Raw genomic sequence first — 26,692 nt, forward strand, 5'->3', positions numbered from 1 at the left:
TAAGATATCGCAGCCCTGAGTGCCCACACAGATTGTCTGACAAATTGTTAAAGAGCAGTGCCGCTTCGCTTTTTTCTCAGCGGCGCGGGTTGCGTATACTACGCTTTCCCGCTTCAGAGTCAAGCGTTAATTTACGCTTAATTCCGTTTTGATTCTTGCTGCCAGGCCGGCGTGTATGCCGTTGTGCCGTGTCAGTGGAGGCGCATTATAGGGCGTTCTCGCTGACTGACAAGCCCTATTTTCAAATAATTTTTCAACCGTTTCTTTTTTGCTCAACACCGTCTTAAAGTGGCAGTTTTTCGAGCTTTTTAAAGCCATATCGCTCAAGAACTGGCCGTAACTGTTCAGTTTCCTCTGTCATCGCCATGCAATAGGCAAGGTTCTCATCCGCTGATTTTGCATCCGGCGCTTCATGCTCCAGCAGCCAGGCCGTTCTGCGCGCTATCGCCGCACCGGAGTCTACCAGCCGGGTGCCTTCCGGAAGCACCGCCATCAGTTCTTCATGAAGCAAAGGGAAATGGGTACAACCGAGCACTACGGTATCCGGCGGCTCCGGCATACGCAGCCACGGGCGCAGAATACGACGGAGTTCATCCAGCGGGACCGCTTCGCCATGCAGCTTCGCTTCCGCCAGCTCCACCAGTTCTGCCGAGCCAAGCATTTCAATCTGGCATTCGGTAGCGAAGCGCGCGATAAGCTCATGCGTATAAGGACGGCGCACCGTAGCGCGGGTGGCAAGCAGCCCAACCACGCCATTCGCCGTGAGACGCGCAGCGGGTTTAATCGCAGGGACTACCCCTACAACCGGGAAAGCGAACTTTTCACGCAACGCAGGCAGCGAAACCGTGCTGGCGGTATTACAGGCGATAATGGCCAGCGCCAGCGGATAACGCTGCTGGACCGCAGTCACTATCTCAACGACTCGCTCAACGATAAACGCTTCGGTTTTCTCGCCATAAGGGAAAGCCACATTATCGAAGGCGTAGAGATAATGAAGGTCCGGCAGAAGCTGCCGGACTTCATCATAAACAGAAAGCCCACCGACGCCGGAATCAAAAACCAGCACGGTAGGCCGGGCATCAGAAGGTGTAGCTGCCAGACAAGGTGTATTCTCGTCCTGCAGTTTGATAGCCATAAGCTGTCTCGTAATCTTTATCGAACAGGTTAGCTATTTTACCACGAACTGTGAGATGAGAGGTCAGCGGATAAGAAGCAGAGATATCTACCGTGCTGTAGCTTGGCAACACACGCTGCTCTGGGTTATAGCTGGAGCTTCGGTTGTCATAGCGCTTGCCAAAGTACTGCCATGCAATATCCATATCCAGATTAAACATCGTCCAGTCCAGCTGATATTTCGCCTGACGTTTAGAGCGGCGCGGCAATACTTCATCCGTTTCATCATCACGCGGGTCGATATACTGCAGCGTTACACGATGGCTAAAGATCCCCGTATCTACGCTGCCGGTCCACTCCACGCCTTTGATAGTCGCCGAGTTGATGTTGTAATACGCGTCATCGTCATAAGTGATGAGGTTATCAATCTCATAACGATACGCCGACAAACGCCAGTCCAGCGGCCCCGTCAGCCCTTCAAGACCTGCTTCCCATTGTTTCGACTCTTCCGGCTTAAGGTTCGGGTTAGAAGCAATGCCGAAGCGCCCGGCGCCATACTGCTGGCCTAAAGAAGGCGCGAGAAAACCGGTACCGTAAGAAACGGTTACTCGGTAGCCTTCGATAAACTCCCAGCCTGCCGCCGTCTGCCAGGTGCCGTGCCAGCCAAACTCGTCGTCGTTATCCTCACGTCCGGAAGCCTCCAGAGTCACATCGCCGAACTGCTGCTGCCCGGTAAGGTAAAGCCCGGTATTTTCGCGTTTATAGGTATCGCGGGAGTAGTCGTCAGAGGAAGCCAGACGCTCTTGCTTCCAGTCCGCCCCTGCGCTTACCGAGCCATGACCGACAATAAGGTTATTGCCCCACTGGATATAGCGCTGCTCCATATCATCAAGCGTAGTGCCATCCTCATAGCGGCCATATACGCTGCTGTAGTTGTAATCTTTGATTTTCTGGTAATTGGCAATGAGCTGAGAAGAATAGATACCGGAATTGAAACGCAGGCCCGCATCCCAGTTCTGGTTATAGAGTTGATGTTCATCGCCGCCAGCGTCATACCCATAGTCACCCTGGTCGTAATCCGTATTGTTGCTAAAGCTATAGCCACGGAAGAAGCCGTCAAAACTGTCATTAAACTTGTGCTCAAGACCGCCCCAGAACGTTTTATTGCGGTAGCCGTCACGATCGCTGTCGCGGCTCCAGCTGGAGTCTGGCTGAACGTTAAACCCTCTGGTGCTTTTGTAGGCCCCGGCAATTGTCGCGACCGTATTGCCAAAGCGCTGACGTAGCGCGCCGTCATACTCCTGGTAATGGCGTGAACCGAAACCGGCATTAATTTGCGATTTCGCGTCACTCGCCTGGGTAATAATATTGATTACCCCGCCAATAGCGCCGGAGCCATACACAGCAGAGCGCGGGCCGCGAATATATTCAATGCGCTGAACCAACGAAATCGGGATTTGATTAAGATCCGGATCATTGGAAATACCGGAGCGCGCAACAGGAACGCCATCCACCAGCACCAGCGCATGTTTAGCTTCTGTGCCTCGGATAAAAGTTGAAGAAGTCTGGCCCATGCCGCCGTACTGGGCAATATCGACGCCCGGCAAACGGCGCATGACATCGCTTAAGGATTTCGCCTGCCAGCGGTCAATCTGCTCACGCGTAATCACTTCTGTCGGCGCCAGAACAGTATTCACAGGCTGCTGAAAACGGTTTGCGGTGACTACCATTGAATCCGGGCTTGTTTCCTGCGCCCAGCCAGAAAAAGCCGTGACGGAAAGCGCCGTCAACAGCGAGACTTTTTTTATCATCATTAACAAAGCATCCGCTTAATACGAAGGATGCCGCAGTCACGATCGGTAGAACGCGACGATCGTGCAGAGTGCGACGTGTTTCCGGCAGGTCTTCGGGCTTGGAGGCGTAAAGTGGACGATGACTTCCCGCTTATATAAGCAGTGTCTGCGAATCGCTATCATCCCGCCTGTCTTTACCGCTGCGCGTCAGCTCCAGCTTTTCACTGGATTCCCTTTTCACTCAAGGAGACCGGAACGCGCATGCTACATTCAGCACCGTATAGATGTCCAGACTGCTATTAATATCGCGTAACATTCGTTTCGGGCTGGACATCACGCCTGCATTCCCTACAATCCCCGCGTAAATTTTTATCACTCAGGAAGCATAATGACGCCCGAACACCTCCCGACAGAACGGTACGACGCTCAACTGGACGAGAAAGTGGTACGCCTGCAGGACATGATGGCCCCTTTTAACGCGCCGGCGCCGGAGGTGTTTCGCTCGCCGGTAAGTCACTATCGCATGCGCGCCGAGTTCCGCGTCTGGCACGATGGCGACGACCTCTACCATATTATTTTTGATCAAGAGACCCGCCAGCGTATCCGCGTGAACAGCTTCCCGGCGGCAAGCGAGCTAATTAATGCGTTAATGCCCACCATTATTGATGGCGTGCGCGATAACCCCACGCTGCGTCACAAGCTGTTCCAGATTGATTACCTGACGACGATGAGCAATCAGGCAGTGGTCTCGCTGCTTTATCACCGTAAGCTGGATGAAGCCTGGCGGGAGCAGGCGACTGCGCTGCGCGACGCGCTGCGTGCGCAAGGGTTTGATGTGCACCTGATTGGCCGCGCGACAAAAACCAAAATCGAGCTCGACCAGGATTACATTGACGAGCGCCTGCCGGTGGCGGGAAAAGAGATGGTGTATCGTCAGGTAGAAAACAGTTTCACGCAGCCTAACGCGGCGATGAATATTCAGATGCTGGAATGGGCGCTGGATGTGACGAAAGGCGCTCGCGGCGACCTGCTGGAGCTCTACTGCGGCAACGGCAACTTCTCGCTGGCGCTGGCGCGCAACTTTAAGCGCGTTCTGGCGACGGAAATCGCCAAACCTTCGGTGGCCGCTGCGCAGTACAACATCGAAGCCAACCACATCGACAACGTGCAGATTATCCGCATGTCAGCAGAAGAGTTTACGCAGGCCATGAACGGCGTGCGCGAATTTAACCGTCTGCAAGGGATCGACCTGAAAAGCTATCACTGCGAGACGATCTTTGTCGATCCGCCGCGCAGCGGGCTGGATGCCGACACGGTAAAAATGGTGCAGGCTTACCCGCGCATCCTTTATATCTCCTGCAACCCGCAAACTCTCTGCGGGAATCTGGAAACGCTGTCGCAAACGCATAACGTTGAACGACTGGCGCTGTTCGATCAGTTCCCTTACACCCATCACATGGAATGCGGCGTGCTGTTGACGGCAAAAGGCGCAGCGGAATAATTTCTCGCCACGCCTGACGACGCGAAGCGGAGCCTTTCTCCGCTTCGTTCGGTTTTATGAACTGGCGCTAAGGTGTTCGTATTTCCGCTTCGGCTCTTTGATCACCGTCCAGACAATCGTCATCGCCAGCATTTCAAAAATAGTCAACATGACGAAAAGGGGCGAAAAGCCGATTGTTTCTACCAGCGCCCCGACCACCAGAGTAAAGATGGTGGAGCCGCCCCAGCCAATCATCCCGGTCAGGCCGTTCGCGGTCGCCACTTCATTACGACCAAACAGATCGGAAGAGAGCGTAATCAGCGCGCCTGACAGAGTCTGATGCGCAAAGCCGCCGAAGCAGAGCATCAGAATGGCGAAGTAGGGATTACTGTAAAGACCAATCAGCCCCGGACCAATCATACACAGCGCACCGACCGTCACCACCAGCTTGCGCGACACCACCAGCGTCACGCCAAAACGCTTCTGGAAAAAGCCGGGTAAATAGCCGCCAACAATACATCCCACATCGGCAAATACCATCGGCAGCCAGGCCAGCATAGCTATTTGCTTAATATCCATGCCGTAAGCTTTAAATAAAAAGAGCGGTATCCAGGCGTTCAACGTGCCCCATGCTGGTTCGGCAAGAAAACGAGGCAGCGCGATCCCCCAGAACTGGCGGTTTTTCAATAAAGTTGAAACCGGCGCTCTTTTATTATTAGTTGCCTGGTGCTGCTCTTCCTGACCTTCTTTAATATATTTAAGCTCTTCCTTAGAGATATTTTTATGTTTATCAGGGCTGTTATAAAATTTATACCAGGCGATAGCCCAGATTAAGCTTACACCGCCAGTAATAAGGAAGGCGAAGTTCCAGCTGTGCGCCAGAATCGCCCATGCGACCAGCGGCGGAGCGATGACCCCGCCAATAGCAGCACCGGCGTTAAACCACCCTACCGCCACGGAACGCTCTTTAGCCGGGAACCATTCCGACGAGGCTTTCAGCCCGGCCGGGATCACCGCCGCTTCGGCAGCGCCCAGCGCGCCGCGCAAAAAAGCGAGGCTGCCCCAGGAGCCGGCGAAAGCGTGCGCCATATTTAGTAACCCCCACGCAACAGCGAAAATAATATAGCCTGTTTTCGTACCAAGAAAGTCAAGAATAAACCCTGCGACTGGCTGCATTAATGTATAACAGCCTTTAAAAACGGCATCGATATAAGAATACTGCTGAATGGTAATATTAAGTTCATGCATCATTGTCGGCGCCGCCACCGATAATGAGTTTCTTGCCAGATAGTTTAATACGGTCGCCAGCATGACCAGGCCGATCATGTACCAGCGTAACCCTTTTATAATTTTCATCAGGACACCTGTCATCTCACACTTGAAGGATGGAAACGCATATCCATTTAAAATGAAATAGCGTTCCATAATGTTATTTAATCCCTTTATGGAAAGTCGTGACAGCTATCCCACTCTGCAAATGATGAAAATTAGCAATTATTTGTGGTTCAAGTATTGCTTTGATTTATTAATTAACAACAAAGAAACAAGGTTCATATTAATAACAAACATTGTTTTGTAGAATGGTAGTAATAAAAGCCAGATGAATCGCAGTCTGATTTATTTTTTAATGGCGTGGAGGCCTGATGCCGTGCGGCCTGGCAAGAAAACGGTTTCACCCCAGGTTCGTGCTTATAGCAATAATGAAAAAACAGCGGCCAGGCCGCAGTGCGCAGGATGAAAAACGGAAAACAGAACGCAGATCAAAAGCGGGTTTATACGCTTTTTGCGCAAACTCTTTTTAAGTTCAAACTCGGGTGCGACGCTGTTGCTGATAATGCGCGGAAAACGGCGCCAAAAACAAAGGGCGCCCGGGCGCCCTTTCTACTTTCCGCTTCGGCGTTAATCCAGAGACTGGTTTTTACGACGACGCAGGCGAAAGCCAATCCAGAACAGCAGCACAACGGAGAGCACCGAAGGCAGGAAGTTGGAGCCAATCGCCGGGTATTCCGCACGTACCACCGCGCTGTACAGCAGCACGCCCAGAATAAAACAGGCGGCGGCAAGGCCCGGCAGGCCCACGGGCATGGTGCGGTTCTGGTAGCGCTGATGCAGGCAGTACACCGTCAGCACCAGCGAGATAATCGGAAAGATGGAGAAGGGTACGATGGAGCTGAACAGCGCCGCGAAGGTGCCGTTGATAGAAAGGCCGGCGATGAGCGCCAGCAGCAAGGTACCTTTTTCTTGAGTAGAAGTTTTCATTGTCTGTCCTTCAGTTTTCAGCGTGGTGCGACATCTTTTCCTGTTCACGGCGATACCAGTAATAAGCGCCTTTGGAGATCATCCGCAGTTGCAATACCAGCCGCTCTTCCAGTTGCCTGCGCTGTTCCAGCCCGACATCAAGCGCTTCGGCCCCGGCGCTGAAGACGATAGTCACCATCGCTTCCGCCTGAGCTTCCGTAAAACTGCGCGGCATCGCGTTTTCGAGCTCCAGATAATCGGCAAGTTCCGCGATAAAGTGCTGAATTTCCCGCGCCACCGCCGCACGAAAGGCCGCAGACGTGCCGGAGCGCTCCCGCAAGAGCAGGCGAAATGCGTTCGGGTTGTTGCCGATAAATTCCATAAAGGTGGAAACGGAAGTGCGGATCACGCTGCCGCCTTTAGCGATGCGCTGACGCGCCTGGCGCATCAGCTGGCGCAGCATCAGGCCGCTCTCATCCACCATCGTCAGCCCCAGCTCATCCACGTCGCGGAAATGCCGATAAAACGAGGTAGGCGCGATGCCCGCTTCGCGCGCGACTTCGCGCAGGCTCAGGCTGGCAAAACTTCTTTCAGCACTAAGCTGACTGAACGCGGCTTCCACTAAAGATCGCCGGGTTCGTTCTTTCTGTTGCGCTCTTACACCCATCACGTTTGCCTGAATCCTTCCTGTTGAAACGGCACTATACCAGAGAACAAAATTACCGGGTTTATACTGGATTGTGAATGATTGTTTACGCGCGCCATCTCCCGTTAACAAGGAAATAACCGCGTGATAATTGGGTTAACCGCACAGAGATGTTACTATTCTGTTGTTTTTATGTATAAGAATAAGGTAAGCCTTACCATGCCACAGACCTACGATTATGACGTAATAGTGATTGGCTCCGGCCCCGGCGGCGAAGGCGCCGCGATGGGACTGGTTAAGCAGGGAGCACGGGTAGCGGTAGTCGAGCGCTACCATAACGTCGGCGGCGGTTGCACCCACTGGGGCACTATCCCGTCGAAAGCGTTGCGCCACGCTGTCAGCCGCATTATTGAGTTCAACCAGAATCCTTTATACAGCAGCCATTCCCGCCCTCTCCGCTCTTCTTTCGCCGATATTCTCAACCACGCCGACAACGTCATTAATCAGCAAACCAACATGCGGCAGGGTTTTTATGAGCGCAACCGCTGCACCATTTTGCAGGGCGACGCCCATTTCGTTGACGATAATACGCTTGCGCTCGCCTGTCCGGACGGCTCGGTGGAAACGCTGACTGCGGAGAAGTTTGTTATCGCCTGCGGCTCACGTCCTTATCATCCGGCAGACGTCGACTTTAACCACTCCCGCATCTACGACAGCGACTCTATCCTCAGCATGCATCATGAGCCGCGCCACGTGATTATTTACGGCGCTGGGGTTATCGGCTGCGAATACGCCTCTATCTTCCGCGGCATGAACGTCAAGGTTGATTTGATAAACACCCGCGATCGCCTGCTGGCGTTTCTCGACCAGGAGATGTCAGATTCCCTCTCCTACCATTTCTGGAATAGCGGCGTGGTGATTCGCCACAACGAAGAGTACGAAAAAATCGAAGGGGTGGACGACGGCGTTATCGTTCACCTGAAGTCAGGCAAAAAAGTAAAAGCGGACTGCCTGCTCTACGCTAACGGTCGCACCGGCAATACCGACTCGCTGGCGTTGCAAAATATTGGGCTGGACGTCGACAGCCGCGGGCTGCTGAAAGTAAACAGCATGTACCAGACCGCGCTGCCGCATATCTACGCCGTGGGCGATGTTATCGGTTATCCGAGCCTCGCCTCCGCTGCTTACGACCAGGGCCGCATCGCCGCGCAGGCGATGATCAAAGGCGAAGCCTCCGCCCATCTGGTGGAAGATATTCCTACCGGCATTTACACCATTCCGGAAATCAGCTCGGTCGGAAAAACCGAACAGCAGCTGACGGCGATGAAAGTGCCGTATGAGGTGGGACGCGCGCAGTTCAAACACCTGGCGCGGGCGCAAATCGTTGGGATGAACATCGGCACGCTGAAGATCCTCTTCCATCGCGAGACGAAAGAGATCCTCGGCATTCACTGCTTTGGCGAACGCGCGGCCGAAATTATTCATATCGGCCAGGCGATAATGGAGCAGAAAGGCGGCGGCAACACCATTGAGTACTTCGTTAACACCACCTTTAACTACCCGACCATGGCGGAAGCCTATCGGGTCGCTGCGTTGAATGGCTTAAACCGCCTGTTTTAACGCGGCGTCGAAATGGCCATCCATCTGTTTGCGGATGGCCTCCGCCAGTTGCTCATAGCGGCTGCGCAGCGGGGAGCCCGGACGGTAAACCAGACCGATGGTGCGTTTCGGCTCCGGCTTCACGCACGGCAGGTAAACCACGCCGTCGCGATGACGCTCCGGCGGCACGGCAAGCGACGGCAGCAACGTAATGCCGCTGCCTGCGGCGACCATATTGCGCAGCGTTTCAAGACTGGTGGCGCGGAAATGGGTGTCTTCATCGGCGCCCGCTTCAAAGCAGAAGCCCATCGCCTGATCGCGCAGACAGTGGCCATCTTCCAGCATCAGCAGTTTTTCACCGGCCAGCTCGCCCATAGGCACGCGGTCGCGGTTCGCCCACGGATGATCCTCATACACCGCCAGCATCATCGGCTCGTCGAAAAGCGGCACCTCAATAAAGGATTCGCTCTCTTTCACCAGCGCCAGAATGGCGCAGTCGAGCTTGCCACTGTCGAGTTGCGCCAGCAGCTGATGCGTCTGCGCTTCGTGCAGGTACATCTCAAGCTTCGGGAAAGTCTGGTGCAGCATGGGGATCACCAGCGGCAGCAGATAGGGGCTGATGGTAGGGATAAGGCCGATGTGCAGCGGGCCGGACATCGCTTCGCCCTGCTGGCTCGCCATCTCTTTAAGCACTTTGACTTCGCGCAGCACGGTGCGCGCCTGATCGACCAGCAGCAGCCCCGCCTGGGTGAACAGCACTTTACGGCTGGTGCGCTCCAGCAGCATTACGCCCAGTTCATCTTCCAGCTTGCGGATCTGCCCGCTCAGCGTAGGCTGGCTGACATGACAAGCGTCCGCCGCGCGGCGAAAATGCCGGTGTTCGGCCAACGCCACCAGGTATTCAAGATCACGAATATTCATTAATCATCCTCCGCCGCCACGATAGTTCATGGCGATAGATATCATAGCAATCAACGATTATCCCTATCAAGTCAGAATATGAATAATAGACCTCAGCGGCAGGATACTTAACTAATCGACCCCTTAAGTTGAGAACCTGCCGGCAGAGAATCTCTCTGACCTGAATAACTAAAGCCAACGTGAACTTTTAGCGGACCTGATGTCCGCTTTTTTTTTGCCTGCGGAAAGCCGCGTAAAAATGAAAAAAAGCCCGGCGACAAGGCCAGGCTGAGAGGAGCAAAGCAAAAAAGTTAAGCCAGCCGTTGCTTCGCGGCGTCAATCGCCAGCTTCACCTGTACCGGAGAGACGCCGCCTTTGGCTGCGCGCTTATCCAGGCAGGATTGCAACGACAGGAGAGGGTAAACATCCTCGCCGATTACAGCACTGAATTGTTGCAAATCATCGAGCGCGAGCGCTTCCAGCGCTTTGCCCTGACGAATCGCCTCCACCACTGCTTCGCCAACGATATGGTGCGCCTCACGGAACGGCACCCCTTTAGCGACCAGATAATCGGCAAGCTCAGTGGCGTTCGCATAACCCTGCTGCGCCGCTTCCTGGCAACGCGGACGCTTCACCTGAATGCCATCCAGCACCAGCGTCGCCATGTGCAGGCAGTCTAGCCAGGTGTCGATTGCGTCGAACAGCCCTTCTTTGTCTTCCTGAATATCTTTGTTGTATGCCAGCGGCAGCCCTTTGAGGGTCATCATCATGCCGGTGAGCGCGCCCTGCACGCGGCCGCATTTGCCGCGAATCAGCTCCAGCGCGTCCGGGTTTTTCTTCTGCGGCATTAATGAAGAGCCGGAAGTGACGCGGTCGGAAAGCTCGACAAAGCCCGCCTCGCCGGAGTTAAAGAAAATCAGATCTTCAGCAAAGCGTGAAAGGTGCACCATGCCGATAGAGGCATCCGAGAGCAGCTCCAGCACGTGGTCGCGGTCAGAAACGCTGTCCAGGCTGTTGCGCGTCGCCGACGCGAAGCCGAGCCAGCCCGCCAGCTGTTCGCGGTCGATTTCATAAGCCGTGCCTGCAAGCGCACCGCTGCCAAGCGGGCTTACATCCAGGCGCTTGAGCGTATCCTGCAAGCGGCTTTCGTCGCGGGCCAGCATTTCAACATAAGCAAGGCACCAGTGGGCGAAAGTGACCGGCTGGGCGCGCTGCAGGTGGGTATAACCCGGCATCACCGCGTCCTGCGTGTTTTCCGCCGTGGTCACCAGCGCGCTCTGCAACTGGCGGTTGGCCGCCAGCAGTTCGCCGACCTGCTCTTTGCACCAGAGCTTAAGGTCCGTCGCCACCTGGTCGTTACGGCTGCGTCCGGTATGCAGCTTTTTGCCAAGCGCGCCGACTTTATCGATAAGCTTGCCTTCCACCCAGCTGTGGATGTCTTCAGCGTCGCTTTCCAGAATCGCCTGCGGGTTTTCCCGCACCTCTTCCAGCAGTACCGACAGCGCGTCTTCCAGCTGCTGCTGTTCCGCGCCCGTCAACACGCCCACCGTCACCAGCGCTTTGGACCAGGCCACCGACCCGATGATGTCCTGCTCAGCCAGTCGGTAATCAAAGCGTAAGGAGTCGTTAAACTGTTTAAAACGCTGATCCGCTGCCTGAGTAAAACGTCCGCCCCAAAGTGCCATAGTTACGCTCCGTAAATTCCTGTCCTGATTATCTTTTTACTGGCGGGTAACGCGCGCGCTTTTCCGCCAGACAACATACTTAGGCTCGCTCAGGGCGGATAAGCGAAACGCCGGCCGCCCTTTGCATCAAGCCTGATTACTTCTTCTGCTCGTTCAGCGCGCGAATGCGTGAAGAGAGCGAGAACAGACGGATAAAGCCGCCCGCATGGCTGTGGTCGTAAACTTCGTCTTCGCCGAAGGTCGCGAACGCTTCGTTATAGAGGCTGTTCGGCGATTTCTTCTGAATCGCAGTAACCTGGCCTTTATAGAGCTGCAGCACCACTTCGCCATTGACCTGCTCAGCCAGCGACTCTGCCGCCGCCTGCAGAGACTGACGCAGCGGGGCGAACCAGCGGCCGTCGTACACGACGTAAGACATCTCAAGGCCAACCTGTTCGCGCCATTTGAAGCTGTCGCGATCGAGCACCAGCTGCTCAACGCCGCGCAGCGCCGCCATCATGATGGTGCCGCCCGGGGTTTCGTAGCAGCCGCGGGACTTAATGCCCACCAGACGGTTTTCCACGATGTCGATACGGCCCACGCCGTGCTTCGCGCCAATCTTGTTCAGCGCTTCCAGGCACTGGAACGGAGAGAGATGCTCGCCGTTCACCGCCACCACTTTGCCTTTCTCGACGGTTACGGTGACCTGCTCAGGCTGGTCCGGCGCTTCCAGCGGGTCGACGGTCCAGACCCAGCAATCTTTATTCGGCGCGTTCCACGGGCTTTCCAGCACGCCGCCTTCGGTGGAAATGTGCCAGGCGTTCTCGTCACGGCTGTAGATTTTCTCAAGCGTGGCGGTGGTCGGGATATCACGCTCTTTCAGATAATCCAGCAGCGCTTCACGGGAACGCAGGTTCCACTCGCGCCACGGGGCGATCACTTTCAGGTTCGGCGCCAGCGCCGCCCAGGCGGATTCGAAACGCACCTGGTCGTTGCCTTTACCGGTCGCGCCGTGGCAGAGCGCGTCCGCGCCCACTTTGTTCGCCACGTCCACCAGCGCTTTCGCAATCAGCGGACGCGCCATGGAGGTGCCGAGCAGGTAGCTGCCTTCATACAGCGCGCCGGTCTGCAGCACCGGGTAAACGTAATCTTTGATGAACTCTTCACGCGCATCGACGACGTAGCATTCAGAAGCGCCGGAGCGCAGGGCTTTTTGTTCAACGCCTTTCAGGTCGTCGCGATCCTGGCCGATATCCACCACGCAGGCGACCACGTCGCAGCCTTCATAGTTCTCTTTCAGCCATGGAATGATGGCGGAGGTATCCAGGCCGCCGGAGTAAGCAAGAACAACTTTTTTGATGCCGTGATTTTGCATTGTCGTTTTCCTTTAGAAACTTTTAATTAGGCTAAAATGCGCGTGCCGATGGACACGCCATTAAATAGTGCGGGCAGCTGCTCCGCGTGGCGCCAGGAGGCGATATCCACCGGGCGGCCCAGCGTGCGGGCGGCGTCCAGCGCCGCGTGAACTTTAACAATCATGCCGTCGGTGATGATGCCCTGGGCGATAAGCTGTTCCGCTTTGGCGGCGGTCATCTCGGCGATGCGCTGGCCTTTGCCGTCCAGGATGCCGCTCACGTCGGAGAGCAGGATCAAATCCGCGCCAAGGGTCGCCGCCAGCGCTGTCGCCGCCTGGTCGGCGTTGACGTTCATCAGCTCGCCCGTTTCCGTCACGCCGATGGAGCTCACCACCGGCAGGAAGCCTGCGTCGAGCAGCGTATTAATCAGCTTCGGCGAACCCGGCTGCGCCTGGCCCACATGGCCCAGCGACTCATCAAGCTGCGTCACGTTGACGCTGTCGCCATCGCCGAGATAAAGGCCGACGGCGGGAATAGCATGTTTTTTCGACCAGGCGAGCAGCGTTTTGTTGGCGGAACCCGCCAGCGCGCCGGTGATAATGTCTATCTGGTCAGCAGGCGTAACGCGCAGGCCATCTTTTTTCTGCACCGGCAGGTTGAGCTTTTTCATCAGCTCATCCACCACGCAGCCGCCGCCGTGAACGATGACCAGCGGACGCTGGTGGGACTCGCGGTAGTTCACCAGCGCGGTGAACAGACGCTCCAGCGCCTCTTCGCTGTCCAGCAACACGCCACCTAATTTAATAATTAACGGGTTCATCATCTCACCTGACTGTCGGTTAAATAAGAGACTGCGTTTCAGTAAAACCAAAGCGAATATTCGCGCACTGCATCGCCTGCGCCGACGCCCCTTTCAGGAGGTTGTCTTCGGTCGCCACCACGATGAGGTGCTCGCCCTGCATGGCGAAGCCGATATCGCAGAACGGCAGGCCCACCACATTTTTCAGCGCCGGCACCCCTTTCTCATACAGGCGCACCAGCGGTTTATCGGCATACGCCTGCTGGAACGCCTCCGTCACCTGCGCCTGGGTAACGCCCGGCTTCAGGCGGCAGGTAATGGTTTCCAGAATGCCGCGCGGGAAGTTGCCGAGGTGCGGCGTAAAAATCACCTCTGTCCCCAGATGGGTAGCGATTTCCGGCTGATGACGATGGTTGAACATGCCGTACGGCTGCAGGCTCACTTCGCAGAAGCTGTTAGACATCGCCGCCTTGCGCCCTGCCCCGCTCACGCCGCTGGTGGCGTTGATAACCGGCCACTGGCTGAGATCAAGCAGGCCGTTGTCGATAAGCGGTTTTAAGGAGAGCTGCGCCGCCGTCGGGTAGCAGCCCGGCACGGCAACCAGCTTCGCCTCTTTCAGCTTCTCCACGTTCCACTCGGCAAGGCCGTAAACCGCCTGCTCCAGCAGATCCGGATGCTGATGGGTGAAGCCATAAAATTTGTCGTAGAAGGCCGCGTCGTTAACGCGAAACGCGCCGGAGAGGTCGAACACCACGCAGCCCGCTTCCAGAAACTGCGGCGCTAAATCGTGGCTCACCTCGTGGGCGGTGGCGAGAAACACCACGTCCAGGTCCCTGGTAAACTCGCTGATGTCGGACATCGGCTGCAGCGGCAGATCGAGAATGCCCTTCAGCTGCGGATGCAAATCGGAGAGCAATTTTCCTGCATCATTGCTTTGCGCTGAGACCGTCAAAGCGGTTATGTTCATATGCGGATGGCGATTCACGTAGGTCGCAAGCTCTGCGCCGGCATAACCGCTGGCGCCAACAATCAGCGTGTTCAACATCGGGGCTGTTTACCTTCTTACCGTCATTTGCTTAAGGCGTTGGCCGCAGGCCTTAGCCGTGTTCGCGAGCGTGGTTCGCATGACCGGAACCCTGCAGTTCCCTTACGCTCAACGTTAATGTATTTTTATTCACTAATATTGCATGAATATTGATACTATCCGACCTAAGGTATGTCAACAGTGAAAACGAAATTACCGCCATTTATCGAGATTTACCGTGCGTTGATCGCCACGCCGTCCATCAGCGCCACCGACGCTGCGCTGGATCAGAGCAATGAGTCTTTAATCAATCTGCTGGCGGGATGGTTTCGCGAACTGGGGTTCAATGTGGAAGTGCAGCCGGTGCCCGGCACGCGCAACAAGTTCAACCTGCTCGCCAGCACCGGAAACGGCGCGGGCGGCCTGTTGCTGGCGGGCCATACCGATACGGTGCCGTTCGATGACGGGCGCTGGACGCGCGACCCGTTTACCCTCACCGAACATGACAATAAGCTTTACGGTCTCGGCACCGCCGACATGAAAGGTTTCTTCGCGTTCATCCTGGATGCGCTGCGGGATGTGGACGTGACGCAGCTGAAAAAGCCGCTCTATATTCTGGCGACCGCCGATGAAGAGACCACCATGGCGGGCGCACGCTATTTCTCTGAAACCACCGCGCTTCGCCCCGACTGCGCCATCATCGGCGAACCCACGTCGCTGCAGCCGGTGCGCGCGCATAAAGGCCATATTTCCAGCGCTATTCGCGTGCTGGGCCAGTCGGGCCACTCCAGCGACCCGGCGCGCGGCGTGAACGCCATTGAGCTGATGCATGAAGCCATTACGCACATCATGGCGCTGCGCGACAACCTGAAAGCGCGCTATCACTACGACGCCTTCACCGTGCCTTATCCGACGCTTAACCTCGGCCACATTCACGGCGGCGACGCGGCTAACCGCATCTGCGCCTGTTGCGAACTGCATATGGATATCCGCCCGCTGCCGGGCATGACGCTGGACGACTTAAACGGCCTGCTGAACGACGCGCTGGAGCCGGTGAGCCTGCGCTGGCCGGGACGCATCAACGTGGCTGAGCTGCACCCGCCGATCCCGGGCTACGAATGCCCGCCGGATCATCAGCTGGTGCAGGTGGTGGAAAAGCTGCTCGGCGCGCAAACCGACGTGGTGAACTACTGCACCGAAGCGCCGTTTATCCAGACGCTCTGCCCGACGCTGGTGCTCGGCCCAGGCTCCATTAACCAGGCGCATCAGCCGGATGAGTTTCTGGAAACGCGCTTTATCAAGCCGACCCGCGAATTAATTACGCAGGTTGTGCATCATTTTTGCTGGCATTAAAAGTTGTGCATAAGGGGGCGATCGCCCCCTTTTTATTCTGCCGATCGGGCAAATTCCATAAGAAACGCTTATTAGCCATCTGGTGAATTAAATTTCGTAAATTGCGGAGATCTGCTCGTCAGCTGAAGCGATTTCGCAGCAATTGACGAACGGGGTTTGGCGTGGCTTTATAAAAGACAACGAAGAGGCTTAGTCCGAAAGATTTCGAGTCGCAGCAAGGCGGCAAGCGAGCGTATCCCAGGGAGCTTACTTAAGTAAGTGACCCGGGTGGGCGAGAGCAGCCAACGCCGCTGTGGCTTGAAAGATGCAGGACTTTTACAGGTGAGATGGGGTGTCTGGGGTAAATGAACGAACAATATTCCGCTTTGCGAAGTAACGTCAGTATGCTCGGCAAGTTGCTTGGGGATACCATCAAGGGTGCGCTGGGAGAGAACATCCTGGACCGGGTGGAAACCATCCGCAAACTGTCGAAATCGTCCCGCGCCGGCAATGAAGCCGACCGCCAGGAACTGTTAACCACGCTGCAAAACCTGTCCAACGACGAGCTGCTGCCGGTCGCCCGCGCGTTCAGCCAGTTCCTTAATCTGGCCAACACCGCCGAACAGTACCACAGCATTTCGCCCAAAGGCGAAGCGGCCAGCAATCCGGAAATCATCGCCCGCACGCTGCGTAAACTCAAAGACCAACCGGACATCAACGAAGCCGCCATCAAGCAGGCTGTGGAATCGCTGTCGCTGGAGCTGGTGCTCACCGCCCACCCGACCGAGATCACCCGCCGTACGCTTATTCATAAAATGGTCGAAGTGAATAACTGCTTAAAGCAGCTCGACCATAAAGACATCGCCGACTATGAGCGCAACCAGATTATGCGTCGTCTGCGCCAGCTGCTGGCTCAGTCCTGGCATACTGATGAAATTCGTAAATACCGCCCAAGCCCGGTAGATGAAGCCAAATGGGGCTTCGCGGTGGTGGAAAACAGCCTGTGGGAAGGGGTGCCGAACTACCTGCGCGAGCTGAACGAGCAGCTGGAATCGCAGCTTGGTTATAAGCTGCCGGTCGATTTTGTCCCGGTGCGTTTTACCTCCTGGATGGGCGGCGATCGCGACGGCAACCCGAACGTCACCGCCGATATCTCCCGCCACGTGCTGCTGCTGAGCCGCTGGAAAGCGACCGATCTGTTCCTGAAAGATATTCAGCTGCTTATCTCTGAACTTTCCATGGTGGAATGCACCGACGAACTGCGCGAAATGGTCGGCGCGGAAGGCGCCACCGAACCGTACCGCTATCTGCTGAAAGGGCTGCGCGCGCAATTGCTGGCAACGCAGGCCTGGCTGGAAGCGCGCCTGAAGGGCCAGAAGCTGCCGAAGCCGCAGGGGCTGCTTACCCAGAACGAACAGCTGTGGGAGCCGCTGTACGCCTGTTACCAGTCGCTGGTGGCGTGCGGCATGGGCATTATCGCCAACGGCGAACTGCTCGACACGCTGCGCCGCGTGAAGTGTTTCGGCGTGCCGCTGGTGCGCATCGATATTCGCCAGGAGAGCACCCGCCACACCGAAGCGCTGGGTGAACTGACCCGCTACCTCGGCATTGGCGACTATGAAAGCTGGTCCGAAGCCGACAAGCAGGCGTTCCTTATTCGCGAACTGAACTCTAAACGTCCGCTGCTGCCACGCCAGTGGGAGCCGAGCGAAGAGACGCGTGAAGTGCTCGACACCTGCCGCGTGATTGCCGAAGCGCCGCGCGGCTCCGTCGCCGCCTATGTTATCTCAATGGCGAAAACGCCGTCCGATGTGCTGGCGGTTCACCTGCTGCTGAAAGAGGCGGGCATCGGCTTCGCGCTGCCTGTCGCGCCGCTGTTTGAAACCCTGGACGACCTGAACAACGCCAACGACGTGATGACCCAGCTTCTGAACATCGACTGGTATCGCGGCTTTATTCAGGGCAAACAGATGGTGATGATTGGCTATTCCGACTCCGCGAAAGATGCGGGCGTGATGGCCGCTTCCTGGGCGCAGTACCAGGCGCAGGACGCGCTGATCAAAACCTGCGAGAAAGCGGGCATTGCGCTGACGCTGTTCCACGGTCGCGGCGGCTCTATCGGCCGCGGCGGCGCGCCAGCCCACGCGGCGCTGCTCTCCCAGCCGCCGGGTAGCCTGAAAGGCGGCCTGCGCGTCACCGAACAGGGCGAGATGATCCGCTTTAAATACGGCCTGCCGGAAGTCACCATCAGCAGCCTGTCGCTCTACACCAGCGCTATCCTGGAAGCGAACCTGCTGCCACCGCCGGAGCCGAAAAAAGCGTGGCGCCAGGTAATGGACGAGCTGTCGGTTATCTCCTGCAACATGTACCGCGGCTATGTGCGTGAAAACAAAGACTTCGTGCCTTATTTCCGCTCCGCCACGCCGGAACAGGAGCTCGGCAAGCTGCCGCTCGGCTCCCGCCCGGCGAAGCGTCGCCCGACCGGCGGCGTGGAATCGCTGCGCGCCATTCCGTGGATCTTCGCCTGGACGCAGAACCGCCTGATGCTCCCCGCCTGGCTTGGCGCGGGCGCGGCGTTGCGCAAGGTGGTGGAAGACGGCAAGCAGAGCGAGCTGGAAACCATGTGCCGCGACTGGCCGTTCTTCTCCACCCGCCTCGGCATGCTGGAGATGGTTTACTCCAAAGCGGACCTGTGGCTGGCGGAATATTACGACCAGCGCCTGGTGAAAAAAGAGCTCTGGACGCTCGGCAAAGAGCTGCGCGAGCTGCTGGAAGCGGACATCAAAGTGGTGCTGGATATCGCCAACGACTCGCACCTGATGGCGGACCTGCCGTGGATTGCCGAGTCCATCCAGCTGCGTAATATCTACACCGACCCGCTGAACGTGCTGCAGGCTGAACTCTTGCACCGTTCACGCCTGGCGGAAGAACAGGGCCAGGAGCCTGACCCGCGCGTTGAACAGGCGCTGATGGTCACCATCGCTGGCGTCGCGGCGGGCATGCGTAATACCGGTTAAGCGCTGACGTCAAAAAACAAATCCCCGCCCGACGCGGGGATTTTTTTATTCTTCATTTATGCACACCGTCCTCACCCCACCAGAAACAGAGGCGGCGCCACAAGGCCAATAAAGCCGATGACGCCACTCACCGCCACCAACGAGGCGCCCAGCCGCGTCGACCGCTGCGCCTGCCCTGCCGGGGGTTATAGCTTAGTCTGCCTGCTCATCGTCACGTAAAAAGCAGGGCGTAGTGAGCGCTTCCACCAGATAGCCCAGCAGCTCGTACAGCAGCCCCGTCAGGGTTTTCGCTATGCCCTCTTCAAGCCTGTTATCAAGCAGCAGAATATTGAGCGCGGCGCAGTACTCGCGCAGCAAATCCTCATCCGGCGCGAAGGGCGAATCCGGCAAAGGCGGCAGCGAATCAGTGGTTAGCGCCTCCTGATGCGCCGGAGAGAGCGGCGCTTCCAGACGTTTTTCCAGCGCGTGGAGATACGCCCCGATGGCGCGGCAGACCACGGGCCGCTCGGTACGGTTTTTAGTGTCGATAAGCAGGTCGGAGAGCACTTCAAGGGTCTGCGCGAGGTCGACATAGTCGCACTTTTCGCTGCGCAGTTCGCCGTAGACCAGCGGGTTCCAGGGAGTGGTGCGGAAGATATCGTGCAGGGTGAAGATATGTTGGGTCATGATAATTGCCTTCCGATCGTGACTGATTGCCACCGCCAGAAACGCCAACTTCAGGTGGTGGCTCGAGCAGGGTTGGCGTACCAGTCGAAGGCTCACTGGCGAACCTTGCGGTTCCCCTGCCCGAGCCACCATGGGAGTATACCCTGAAAAAGGGTAGCAACGGGCTATGACACAGAGGCCGCAACAGCCTTTGTATCGCCTTCATTCTGGTTCAGGACGCCAATCCCGGCGTCTGATTTTGCAGACGCGGGAGCAGATTACGGCTGTAAATTTGTACAGGCAAGATGAGGCGGGGAAATTCGGAGTTTGGCCCGATCATATTTATTTACAGGTTAACGGTGGGCTTTCGGTTTACTTCCTGCACGTATTTTCCCGGTCGGGAATAAAGGCTGAAGAATAATCTCTTCATTGAAAATATATAAAACAGGGCATAAAGCCGTCACGTCATCGATATTTTCCGCGATCAGCTTTACATTTGTTTTAAAGACGGGAATATCTGCATCATCCGCCAGCACAAAAACCGGCTGATTATTAAGAAGGCCGGAATTAAGGCTCGCATCCAGACTCTCGTGATCGGCATGATCCATTCCAGACCATGCCACACCGCCATGTGGAGAAAGGTAGCCTGAAAGGATGTTGATAGCCACGTTTTCCTGCTCACCTTCAACGATGTGGAAGTCAGCCTTCAGCGCGGCTTTGCATTCTTCAAAAAGTGTCATGGGGTTAGCCAGGAGAAAAAACCGCCGGGAAATAATCATTAATTTTATCGTTATCCAGATGTCAAACTATAAACGTCAACGCTACACTTTTAGTTTAGTCATAATAACATCCTCGTCGGCTTTACATATCCCATGAGAGATACACAAGCAACCCTCGTTTTCTAAAATACTAAACCCACCTTCCTCGCATTCAAAATAGACACCTACACTCCCGTCTTCAATCCCCTTAATTCTATATTCATAAATATCGATTATTTTCTGCCCGACATAACGAGCTAATTCATCAGCGGCTTGTACTGGGTAAGCAAATTCATCATCAATATCAGCAAGATCCAGAAGAAGAGGTTCTGAATCTTCAAGTGAAAGCGTTATAGTCCCTTCACCAATAGTTAATGACGCCCAACCAGAAACAGAGGTTTGGAAAAAAAGCACCAGTACCTTACAAATTAACTCATTTCCTATAAAGAATGAGCGGTATCTGAAATCTCTAAAAAATTCATCTGTCAGCATGTTTTTTTCATGAAGCCTTGACGGGATAGTTTTTGGCGTGCCGATTATGGCGGTACTCCAAAAACATATCTTTTCTGGCTGTGTGGGATTTCAGGAAAAATATTTAACATCACTCTTTCATCAAAGATAGCTTATCTAATTTCCCGCTTTGATTAAATTCCATATGCATATATCCTTCTTTTATTTTATATTTTATCCATCGATTAAGATAGCCAAGTAAAGGATCTGGTTTCCCCCCACCGCTTTTTATTGGCATGCCTAGCTCATCAATAATACTATTTTCCATATTACCATACACAGGTAGTTCATTTGCATATGATGCGAAACCTTCACTTGGCTCTATAAACAAAGATATCTGTGTTACATTTTTTTCATCTGCAAGCAGTAAAATACCTTGATCAAAAAATGAATAATATGTTACCTCACCTAATATGTCTGATGATATATTAGGCAATACTCCGATCTTTTGCGGCAGTAAAATGAATTTACTATCGGTCTTTTCACAACCTAAAATTTCTTTTAGTTCTTTCCAGTCTAACATTATTTAATCACTCCGGTCTGCCGGTTTCGCTCAATAATTTTATCAATTGCTTTATCAACATCCTGTGTATCATAGCCACGTTCGAGTATATTTATCCTTAAAGCATCAGTATCTCGGCAAACAGCTCCACATACATCTAAAGCATCTTGCTCAACTTGAGCTGCTGTATTTTTCCGCCATGTGTAGGCCCTGCTCTGTGAACATCTTTAGGAACTTCTACTGCCGTGGCATTTTGATACAGAGTTTTTTCCTCGCCGGGAGTTAATTTCCTACCTAATTCATTTTCTTTCGCTTTTTTAAGCGCTGCAAATGATGGTATATGATCATGCTCCAGCCCATCACCAACTATTTCACGATTATTCAATTCCTTGTATGAATTAACATCAAGTGCCTTAACATGTTCAAACTTATCATTGGCTTTGTTAATCAGTTTAGATACAGTTTCAAGATCACTAGCTTTGAGGGCTTTTTCGGCCCCTTTGATAAAAACGCCTGCTTCATCACCTGGCTCTGGCAAAATGCCAACGACCGCGGCCAGATAACCCAGCGCACTGTCCGCTTCCTGGAAGCTCTTGATATCACCGTAAACAGGAATAAAGTCGCTGCCCGCTTCCGCAAATCCTGCCAGCAGCTCATCGCGGTGCGCATCCATTTTCGCACCGCAGGCATCGGCAGTTAGCCCGGTACAGTTGATGCACTGCATCTGCATCGGTCATGCTGTTTTTCGCAAGATCGCTCACAATGACGCTTTTCACCCGCAGGACTGCACACAGAGACGCACGAACACGCATCAATAAATAAAATGACGTAGAACACGATTATTACCTTACGGGATATCGGAGGCAGCCATGATTTCAATTTTTTGACGGTACGCCGATAACGGTACTCTTAAAAAATATCTTGTCTGGTAGTGAACAGACTCAGGCTACATAAATCCCGTCAATTAAAGACGGGATAGTATAAATGGTAAAAAAATTAATTTAGGTGAGCTTCAATTCGCTTACATAAAAACTCATAGAAGTTATTTGCATAATGAAGTGAACACCCAGATGGTAACCTCTGAAGTATCGGGCATTCTTCATTTTTAAATTGCGAGTAGTCAAAATAGAATGTTTCACCAAAATCAGTTTCACTCACAACCAGCTGATTTTGTTTTGCTGTGCCATTTTTTAAATCAGTTAGGTGCTGATAGACAATATCTCCACCACAGACACTATCAAAATCCACTCCATATATACTATATATTTCCTCGCCACCAATTTCACCGCCAACATACTCCTTTAAAAACGTTTTATAGGATGACGTAAATGGAAGACCAAGAATTTTTTCAGCTTGATTAATCCACTTACTATCAACGGCATTTTCAGCACGGCCAAAATCAACTAAATCACTGTGATTAGCAATAAGCTTCGCAACATCTGACAACGTATAATCGCTCATAGTTTATTTACCGTATTCCGCAGCACGTTGCTGCCAATATTGACTTTTCCACTTATCAAACACTGGTCGATTGATCCCTGATGGTATTGTATTAGGATTTATATGAATAACTGCACTGTTTTTTTGATGGAACGACTGAGTCACTTCCGCAATAGGCCCATTTTGGCTCTGCGTCATATGGTGCAGGTTCACTGATTTACCATCAGCTCCTATTGGAGCCCTTCCCGATGCCATTCTTTCGATATTTGTACCTGTTACAGTTTTTCCTTTTTCCTTCCAAGAGAACACATGGTTAGGATCAAATAGATCATTACGTTGATAAACTTTATTACCACTAAACTCAACTGGTTCTGCTGACCAGAACTTTCTTTCCTGACCAAAGTATTTCGCAGAACTGATATCATCGCCAGCTCTCGTGATTAGTTTAGACGCAGCCTCAAGATCGCCCGCTTTGAGTGCCTTATCCGCACCTTTAAGCAAGACCCCAGCTTCATCGCCGAGCCCGGGCAGTATACCAACGACTGCGGCCAGATAACCCAGCGCACTGTCCGCTTCCTGGAAGCTCTTGATATCACCGTAAACAGGAATAAAGTCGCTGCCCGCTTCCGCAAATCCTGCCAGCAGCTCATCGCGGTGCGCATCCATTTTCGCACCGCAGGCATCGGCACTTAGCCCGGTACAGTTTTTCGCTTTAAACTCTTCAGTGGCTTTTTCCAGCGCATCCTGCGCTTTCTGATATTTCTCCTGTTGTGTCATGCCGGAGGCTAGATTCTCGGCGATATCACTCAGCGCATTATTCTCAGCCGCATTTTTCCCTGCCTGCGCGCCGGTTAACACACTGGCGCTGCTGTCTCCGGCAATGCCGCCAGCAAGCCCTGCCGCAAGCGTTGAGAAAGCGCTGATGGTCTGCTTCTCTTCTTCGGTCAGGTCCGCTGCGCTTTTGCCCGGGAACATCTGCGCCAGCAAGATTTTAGCTGCCTGTTCCCCTGCCACCGCACCGGCAGCGCCCGCCAGAGCGTTGCGTCCCTGAAGCTCCGCCACGACGGCTCCGGCGATGGCATGGGCAATCGCTTTACTGCCCTCGTCCAGGTTCAGCTTATGGCCGATAATATCCGCCAGGTACGGCGCTGCGCCGCCTGCCAGCGCCGACTGAAGCGCCGCAACCCACCACCCCAGCCGGGCCGTGCATAAGGCGATATTTTTACGCGGCGAGTGGATAGAACAGGCGGGATTTACCGACGGGATGCCGGTAAAAATCCGGGTGATGCCCGACTGCCTCGTTATCACCACCCGGAACACTCGCGAGCTGTACAGCTGCGCCGGGGGGCTGAGCGTGACGTACATCAACAGGCCAAAAATGCCCCAGCGGTTTAAGACCTTCCCCGGCGCGCTGAACGACACCAGCGATTTGTCGGTGCTCAAGCGCGGGGACGGGCGTTTTGCTTGACAGCTGATAACATGATCCCGCAATCAGGCCGAGATCTTCATATTGTATACTTAGTTTATTCCATTCATGAGATATTTTCAGACGAGATATAAATAATTCCTTTTATATCATCTGGTAATACACTATATCTCAATGGGGATAGAGGCTTTGATATTAACTTATACTTGTCATTCCTATAGTCATAACTAAATAATCCTTTACGTGACATTTCTATGAATGATTTCAAATAACGAGAACGCTGTTCCTCATCTGAAAAATCAGGAAGATTATATTCAATAACTTCCACGTCAGATAAAGGTTCCAGAGAGTAGAAGTAATCATATACTAATTCATAGTTATCAATAGATTCTCTAATTTTCTCCGGAACTGGGCTTTTCCCCCCTGTTGCAAAGTGAGCTAAAAAACCGTCCTGACCGGATAAAAACCAGTCCAAATCATTTTCTAAAAAATCATCATCCATATACATCATTATTCAGCCCCAAATATGTTTTTACAGTTTTCACAACGAGGGACCACTTCTCCGGTTCTTCGTCGAATCGCAGGAGTGAACTGAATATCTTTAAGTTTTAAACTTGGATTTAGCAATAAAAGCTCATTTGCTGCTCTGAATTCCGCACAACGGCCTAATATATTTCCACACGCAGTTTTTTACTCCCAACCCGCCTAACTTATCAGCATATGCCTTCAATTCCGGAGCAACTACGGTAGGTACAGCGCCATTAGATGTCGTCACAATCTTTCCTGTTAGAGGAGCTACGGCACCAATTGCTGTCGCTGGTTTGTACTTGCTACCCGCAAAAGAATTTACGAATTCATCTAATTGCTTGCAGGCATCATTAAGAAGTGCATTTTCCTTTTTAGCAAGATTTTTCCCCGCCTGTTCACCACCCTTAACAATACCATCAATAGCCGACAAGCCAGGCTTACCCGTAACCGCTGTTCCCCGAGAAGCTTTTCCGTTTCCCGATGATGGTTTATCTAACGTAAACGCCACAGTCACCGACGCCAGAACCGCTTTGCTCAGGTTGTTTTTGTGCAGTTCTGTATTATTCGCTACCGGTTCAAGTTCAGAGATCGAATAAGCAACCAGTCCATATCTTCAGCGAAAAATAGCGCCTCTGAAGCCATCCCGTTAAAGGCGTCAATCCATAATGACGGCTGGTTCCAGCTTGTCAAATCAACCTCGTTCCCTTCTGCGCGTAAAGGAAAGAGATGAAGCGCGGACTCAAACCCATAGAAACCATTTTGAGTTTCTAACAAGGAGACCAGTTCCTTCACTGCCGGAAACGGCCAGGCGGCTAATTGCTGGCTTTCAGGGTGTTGTGAAGACAGGCTTTCACTGCAAATGGACAATAATTTTTCAGTGAATCTACCCATCTTTTTCAACTCCCACCATAGCCTGGATAATCAATACGGATTTGTATCTCACCCGCCACGCTGACTTCCGCCACGCCCGGCTTACTTACAACGGCTAAAAGCCAGCCGCAAACCGGCGCCAATTTCAGCAGGCGAACTGTTTGTCGAAAGAATAACGTCCTCAATGCCATCGCCTTTAGTCCGCCCCCAGGCTTCTAACTTTTCATGGCGCGTTGGGATTATCGTAATGATATCGTTCACGCAATGCACAGTGCATTTTTTCATATCTTTAAATAAGGCCTTGCTACTCTTATAACCGTAACGCGCCTTCAACATAGCCACCCAGTCCGAATAATTACTCTTACTTTTCTCCGGATTAAAAAAGATTGTGCGCTCTTGCAGATCGTTTAGTGTTCGACTGTTAGACAAAGCCTGAATGAGCGCTTCGCCCAGGCCAGGATCATCTACTGTTGGCATAAGTAAATCAGACGGAAAAGCCGGATCGCGCCCTACTCTTCCTAATCCTGAATAGGTATCGATGCAAATAAAATCCTCAGTGCAACATGCACTCGCCCAGTAATCCTGGTTTTGGTTAAATTTCATTATTTCCTTAATTCCCGCTTAATATATCTTCTACTCAAATCAAGTTTATTACCCTGCACCTGTATCATAACAGCTCAGAAATCCGTTTTATTTAAGCAAATATCGGACTTTGACCTGGGCCATTCATTAATGAAATACATTTCAATAAGTGAGCTTGTTACGCATTAATAATACAAACCAGGCCATATAGAGCAATCTTGACACCCACAATAACAGAAGGCACTTTGACAGTCCTCCTCTCAAGAAAAATTCTTTTATAAAAAGAATTTTACCATTATTATTATAAACCAACCCAGAAAAGAACTTCCCGTGCACAATAAATAAAATAACAGCAAGCACACCAGGAATATTATTAAGAAGCGCTATTGGATCGTTCGCCCTGCTAAACTCCAGCGCAAGACCAAAGCAATAAATAAAAATCAAAAGCAAGGCTGCCAGGTTCGATCCAGT

The 26,692-nt window shown here is 53.3% G+C and carries 26 protein-coding genes and 1 riboswitch; of the genes, 5 read left to right on the forward strand and 21 right to left on the reverse strand.

The window, feature by feature from the left end; translation table 11 throughout:
- Positions 1-283: 283 nt before the first annotated feature.
- Positions 284-1,135, reverse strand: a complete 852-nt coding sequence (gene murI, locus MT962_RS19400; protein ID WP_048887638.1) for a glutamate racemase — start codon at positions 1,133-1,135, stop codon at positions 284-286.
- A complete protein-coding gene (btuB, locus tag MT962_RS19405) occupies positions 1,080-2,924 on the reverse strand; it encodes a TonB-dependent vitamin B12 receptor BtuB (protein WP_247366274.1) in 1,845 nt (614 codons plus the stop codon). The genes murI and btuB overlap by 56 nt, the downstream gene beginning before the upstream one ends.
- 68 nt (positions 2,925-2,992) lie before the next feature.
- Positions 2,993-3,176, reverse strand: a riboswitch (cobalamin riboswitch).
- A gap of 118 nt (positions 3,177-3,294) precedes the next feature.
- Between btuB and trmA the strand changes: the two genes are divergently transcribed.
- On the forward strand, positions 3,295-4,407 hold the full coding sequence (trmA, locus tag MT962_RS19410) for a tRNA (uridine(54)-C5)-methyltransferase TrmA (RefSeq protein WP_247366257.1): 1,113 nt from the start codon (positions 3,295-3,297) through the stop codon (positions 4,405-4,407).
- Positions 4,408-4,461: 54 nt separating this feature from the next.
- On the opposite strand, the gene MT962_RS19415 is transcribed toward trmA, so the two are convergent.
- The 3 genes from MT962_RS19415 to fabR form a co-directional block, all read right to left on the reverse strand.
- Entirely contained in the window at positions 4,462-5,742 is a 1,281-nt protein-coding gene (locus MT962_RS19415; RefSeq protein ID WP_024557178.1) for an MFS transporter, read from the reverse strand.
- Between the two features lie 543 nt (positions 5,743-6,285).
- Positions 6,286-6,645 carry a YijD family membrane protein gene (locus MT962_RS19420; RefSeq protein ID WP_024557939.1) on the reverse strand — a complete coding sequence of 120 codons (360 nt, stop codon included), beginning with the start codon at positions 6,643-6,645 and terminating at the stop codon, positions 6,286-6,288.
- Positions 6,646-6,655: 10 nt separating this feature from the next.
- Positions 6,656-7,294 carry an HTH-type transcriptional repressor FabR gene (fabR, locus tag MT962_RS19425; RefSeq protein ID WP_247366258.1) on the reverse strand — a complete coding sequence of 213 codons (639 nt, stop codon included), beginning with the start codon at positions 7,292-7,294 and terminating at the stop codon, positions 6,656-6,658.
- 195 nt (positions 7,295-7,489) lie between these two features.
- Between fabR and sthA the strand changes: the two genes are divergently transcribed.
- Positions 7,490-8,890 carry a Si-specific NAD(P)(+) transhydrogenase gene (gene sthA, locus MT962_RS19430; protein WP_024557937.1) on the forward strand — a complete coding sequence of 467 codons (1,401 nt, stop codon included), beginning with the start codon at positions 7,490-7,492 and terminating at the stop codon, positions 8,888-8,890.
- Here sthA and oxyR read toward each other — a convergent pair.
- The 5 genes from oxyR to argC all read right to left on the reverse strand — a co-directional run bounded on the left by oxyR (position 8,873) and on the right by argC (position 14,632).
- Complete coding sequence (gene oxyR / locus MT962_RS19435; RefSeq protein WP_024557936.1) at positions 8,873-9,790, reverse strand: DNA-binding transcriptional regulator OxyR; 918 nt, start codon at positions 9,788-9,790, stop codon at positions 8,873-8,875. The genes sthA and oxyR overlap by 18 nt on opposite strands.
- A 290-nt stretch (positions 9,791-10,080) precedes the next feature.
- On the reverse strand, positions 10,081-11,454 hold the full coding sequence (argH, locus tag MT962_RS19440; protein WP_048887637.1) for an argininosuccinate lyase: 1,374 nt from the start codon (positions 11,452-11,454) through the stop codon (positions 10,081-10,083).
- A 136-nt stretch (positions 11,455-11,590) separates the two neighbouring features.
- On the reverse strand, positions 11,591-12,808 hold the full coding sequence (locus tag MT962_RS19445) for an argininosuccinate synthase (RefSeq protein WP_024557934.1): 1,218 nt from the start codon (positions 12,806-12,808) through the stop codon (positions 11,591-11,593).
- A gap of 26 nt (positions 12,809-12,834) precedes the next feature.
- Entirely contained in the window at positions 12,835-13,611 is a 777-nt protein-coding gene (argB, locus tag MT962_RS19450; protein ID WP_125454208.1) for an acetylglutamate kinase, read from the reverse strand.
- 16 nt (positions 13,612-13,627) lie between these two features.
- A complete protein-coding gene (gene argC, locus MT962_RS19455; protein ID WP_024557932.1) occupies positions 13,628-14,632 on the reverse strand; it encodes an N-acetyl-gamma-glutamyl-phosphate reductase in 1,005 nt (334 codons plus the stop codon).
- A 180-nt stretch (positions 14,633-14,812) separates the two neighbouring features.
- Between argC and argE the strand changes: the two genes are divergently transcribed.
- Positions 14,813-15,964 carry an acetylornithine deacetylase gene (gene argE / locus MT962_RS19460; RefSeq protein WP_024557931.1) on the forward strand — a complete coding sequence of 384 codons (1,152 nt, stop codon included), beginning with the start codon at positions 14,813-14,815 and terminating at the stop codon, positions 15,962-15,964.
- A 344-nt stretch (positions 15,965-16,308) separates the two neighbouring features.
- Complete coding sequence (gene ppc / locus MT962_RS19465; RefSeq protein WP_024557930.1) at positions 16,309-18,960, forward strand: phosphoenolpyruvate carboxylase; 2,652 nt, start codon at positions 16,309-16,311, stop codon at positions 18,958-18,960.
- A gap of 192 nt (positions 18,961-19,152) precedes the next feature.
- Here ppc and MT962_RS19470 read toward each other — a convergent pair whose 3' ends face one another.
- From MT962_RS19470 to MT962_RS19500, 7 genes are all read right to left on the reverse strand, one after another.
- Positions 19,153-19,626 (reverse strand): hypothetical protein, encoded by a 474-nt coding sequence (locus MT962_RS19470; protein ID WP_247366259.1) that lies wholly within the window; start codon positions 19,624-19,626, stop codon positions 19,153-19,155.
- A 332-nt stretch (positions 19,627-19,958) separates the two neighbouring features.
- Entirely contained in the window at positions 19,959-20,345 is a 387-nt protein-coding gene (locus MT962_RS19475) for a hypothetical protein (RefSeq protein WP_247366260.1), read from the reverse strand.
- An 81-nt stretch (positions 20,346-20,426) separates the two neighbouring features.
- Positions 20,427-20,855, reverse strand: a complete 429-nt coding sequence (locus MT962_RS19480; protein ID WP_247366261.1) for a hypothetical protein — start codon at positions 20,853-20,855, stop codon at positions 20,427-20,429.
- A gap of 109 nt (positions 20,856-20,964) precedes the next feature.
- Complete coding sequence (locus MT962_RS19485; RefSeq protein WP_247366262.1) at positions 20,965-21,396, reverse strand: hypothetical protein; 432 nt, start codon at positions 21,394-21,396, stop codon at positions 20,965-20,967.
- Positions 21,397-21,532: 136 nt separating this feature from the next.
- Complete coding sequence (locus MT962_RS19490; RefSeq protein ID WP_281732771.1) at positions 21,533-22,105, reverse strand: hypothetical protein; 573 nt, start codon at positions 22,103-22,105, stop codon at positions 21,533-21,535.
- A gap of 266 nt (positions 22,106-22,371) precedes the next feature.
- Positions 22,372-22,836 (reverse strand): SMI1/KNR4 family protein, encoded by a 465-nt coding sequence (locus MT962_RS19495; protein ID WP_073859866.1) that lies wholly within the window; start codon positions 22,834-22,836, stop codon positions 22,372-22,374.
- A gap of 3 nt (positions 22,837-22,839) precedes the next feature.
- Positions 22,840-23,790, reverse strand: a complete 951-nt coding sequence (locus MT962_RS19500) for an HNH/ENDO VII family nuclease (RefSeq protein WP_247366275.1) — start codon at positions 23,788-23,790, stop codon at positions 22,840-22,842.
- Between the two features lie 229 nt (positions 23,791-24,019).
- On the opposite strand from MT962_RS19500, the gene MT962_RS19505 reads away from it, so the two are divergent.
- Positions 24,020-24,283, forward strand: coding sequence for a SymE family type I addiction module toxin (locus MT962_RS19505; RefSeq protein ID WP_247366263.1), 264 nt, complete (start codon positions 24,020-24,022; stop codon positions 24,281-24,283).
- Between the two features lie 64 nt (positions 24,284-24,347).
- Here the strand turns inward: MT962_RS19505 and MT962_RS19510 are convergent, their stop codons facing one another.
- The 4 genes from MT962_RS19510 to MT962_RS19525 all read right to left on the reverse strand — a co-directional run bounded on the left by MT962_RS19510 (position 24,348) and on the right by MT962_RS19525 (position 26,242).
- Positions 24,348-24,743, reverse strand: coding sequence for a hypothetical protein (locus MT962_RS19510; protein ID WP_247366264.1), 396 nt, complete (start codon positions 24,741-24,743; stop codon positions 24,348-24,350).
- A 132-nt stretch (positions 24,744-24,875) separates the two neighbouring features.
- A complete protein-coding gene (locus MT962_RS19515; protein WP_247366265.1) occupies positions 24,876-25,277 on the reverse strand; it encodes a hypothetical protein in 402 nt (133 codons plus the stop codon).
- 59 nt (positions 25,278-25,336) lie between these two features.
- Complete coding sequence (locus MT962_RS19520) at positions 25,337-25,660, reverse strand: hypothetical protein (RefSeq protein ID WP_247366266.1); 324 nt, start codon at positions 25,658-25,660, stop codon at positions 25,337-25,339.
- Between the two features lie 81 nt (positions 25,661-25,741).
- The gene (locus tag MT962_RS19525) at positions 25,742-26,242 is read right to left on the reverse strand and encodes a contact-dependent growth inhibition system immunity protein (protein ID WP_247366267.1); all 501 of its coding nucleotides are present in this window, start codon (positions 26,240-26,242) and stop codon (positions 25,742-25,744) included.
- Positions 26,243-26,692 lie beyond the last annotated feature (450 nt).

Source organism: Franconibacter sp. IITDAS19, assembly GCF_023079515.1.
GTDB lineage: Bacteria > Pseudomonadota > Gammaproteobacteria > Enterobacterales > Enterobacteriaceae > Franconibacter > Franconibacter pulveris.

Coding starts and splice junctions, on each gene's coding strand:
- MT962_RS19445 (WP_024557934.1), bottom strand. CDS start 12,808: ATGCAAAATCACGGCATCAAAAAAGTTGTTCTTGCTTACTCCGGCGGC.
- MT962_RS19525 (WP_247366267.1), bottom strand. CDS start 26,242: ATGAAATTTAACCAAAACCAGGATTACTGGGCGAGTGCATGTTGCACT.
- oxyR (WP_024557936.1), bottom strand. CDS start 9,790: ATGAATATTCGTGATCTTGAATACCTGGTGGCGTTGGCCGAACACCGG.
- MT962_RS19470 (WP_247366259.1), bottom strand. CDS start 19,626: ATGACCCAACATATCTTCACCCTGCACGATATCTTCCGCACCACTCCC.
- argB (WP_125454208.1), bottom strand. CDS start 13,611: ATGATGAACCCGTTAATTATTAAATTAGGTGGCGTGTTGCTGGACAGC.
- MT962_RS19420 (WP_024557939.1), bottom strand. CDS start 6,645: ATGAAAACTTCTACTCAAGAAAAAGGTACCTTGCTGCTGGCGCTCATC.
- MT962_RS19495 (WP_073859866.1), bottom strand. CDS start 22,836: ATGAGCGATTATACGTTGTCAGATGTTGCGAAGCTTATTGCTAATCAC.
- MT962_RS19500 (WP_247366275.1), bottom strand. CDS start 23,790: ATGTTCCCGGGCAAAAGCGCAGCGGACCTGACCGAAGAAGAGAAGCAG.
- MT962_RS19480 (WP_247366261.1), bottom strand. CDS start 20,855: ATGCTGACAGATGAATTTTTTAGAGATTTCAGATACCGCTCATTCTTT.
- btuB (WP_247366274.1), bottom strand. CDS start 2,924: ATGATAAAAAAAGTCTCGCTGTTGACGGCGCTTTCCGTCACGGCTTTT.
- MT962_RS19510 (WP_247366264.1), bottom strand. CDS start 24,743: ATGGATGATGATTTTTTAGAAAATGATTTGGACTGGTTTTTATCCGGT.
- murI (WP_048887638.1), bottom strand. CDS start 1,135: ATGGCTATCAAACTGCAGGACGAGAATACACCTTGTCTGGCAGCTACA.
- sthA (WP_024557937.1), top strand. CDS start 7,490: ATGCCACAGACCTACGATTATGACGTAATAGTGATTGGCTCCGGCCCC.
- MT962_RS19475 (WP_247366260.1), bottom strand. CDS start 20,345: ATGACACTTTTTGAAGAATGCAAAGCCGCGCTGAAGGCTGACTTCCAC.
- MT962_RS19485 (WP_247366262.1), bottom strand. CDS start 21,396: ATGTTAGACTGGAAAGAACTAAAAGAAATTTTAGGTTGTGAAAAGACC.
- MT962_RS19490 (WP_281732771.1), bottom strand. CDS start 22,105: ATGCAGATGCAGTGCATCAACTGTACCGGGCTAACTGCCGATGCCTGC.
- MT962_RS19520 (WP_247366266.1), bottom strand. CDS start 25,660: ATGGGTAGATTCACTGAAAAATTATTGTCCATTTGCAGTGAAAGCCTG.
- argC (WP_024557932.1), bottom strand. CDS start 14,632: ATGTTGAACACGCTGATTGTTGGCGCCAGCGGTTATGCCGGCGCAGAG.
- trmA (WP_247366257.1), top strand. CDS start 3,295: ATGACGCCCGAACACCTCCCGACAGAACGGTACGACGCTCAACTGGAC.
- MT962_RS19415 (WP_024557178.1), bottom strand. CDS start 5,742: ATGAAAATTATAAAAGGGTTACGCTGGTACATGATCGGCCTGGTCATG.
- ppc (WP_024557930.1), top strand. CDS start 16,309: ATGAACGAACAATATTCCGCTTTGCGAAGTAACGTCAGTATGCTCGGC.
- argH (WP_048887637.1), bottom strand. CDS start 11,454: ATGGCACTTTGGGGCGGACGTTTTACTCAGGCAGCGGATCAGCGTTTT.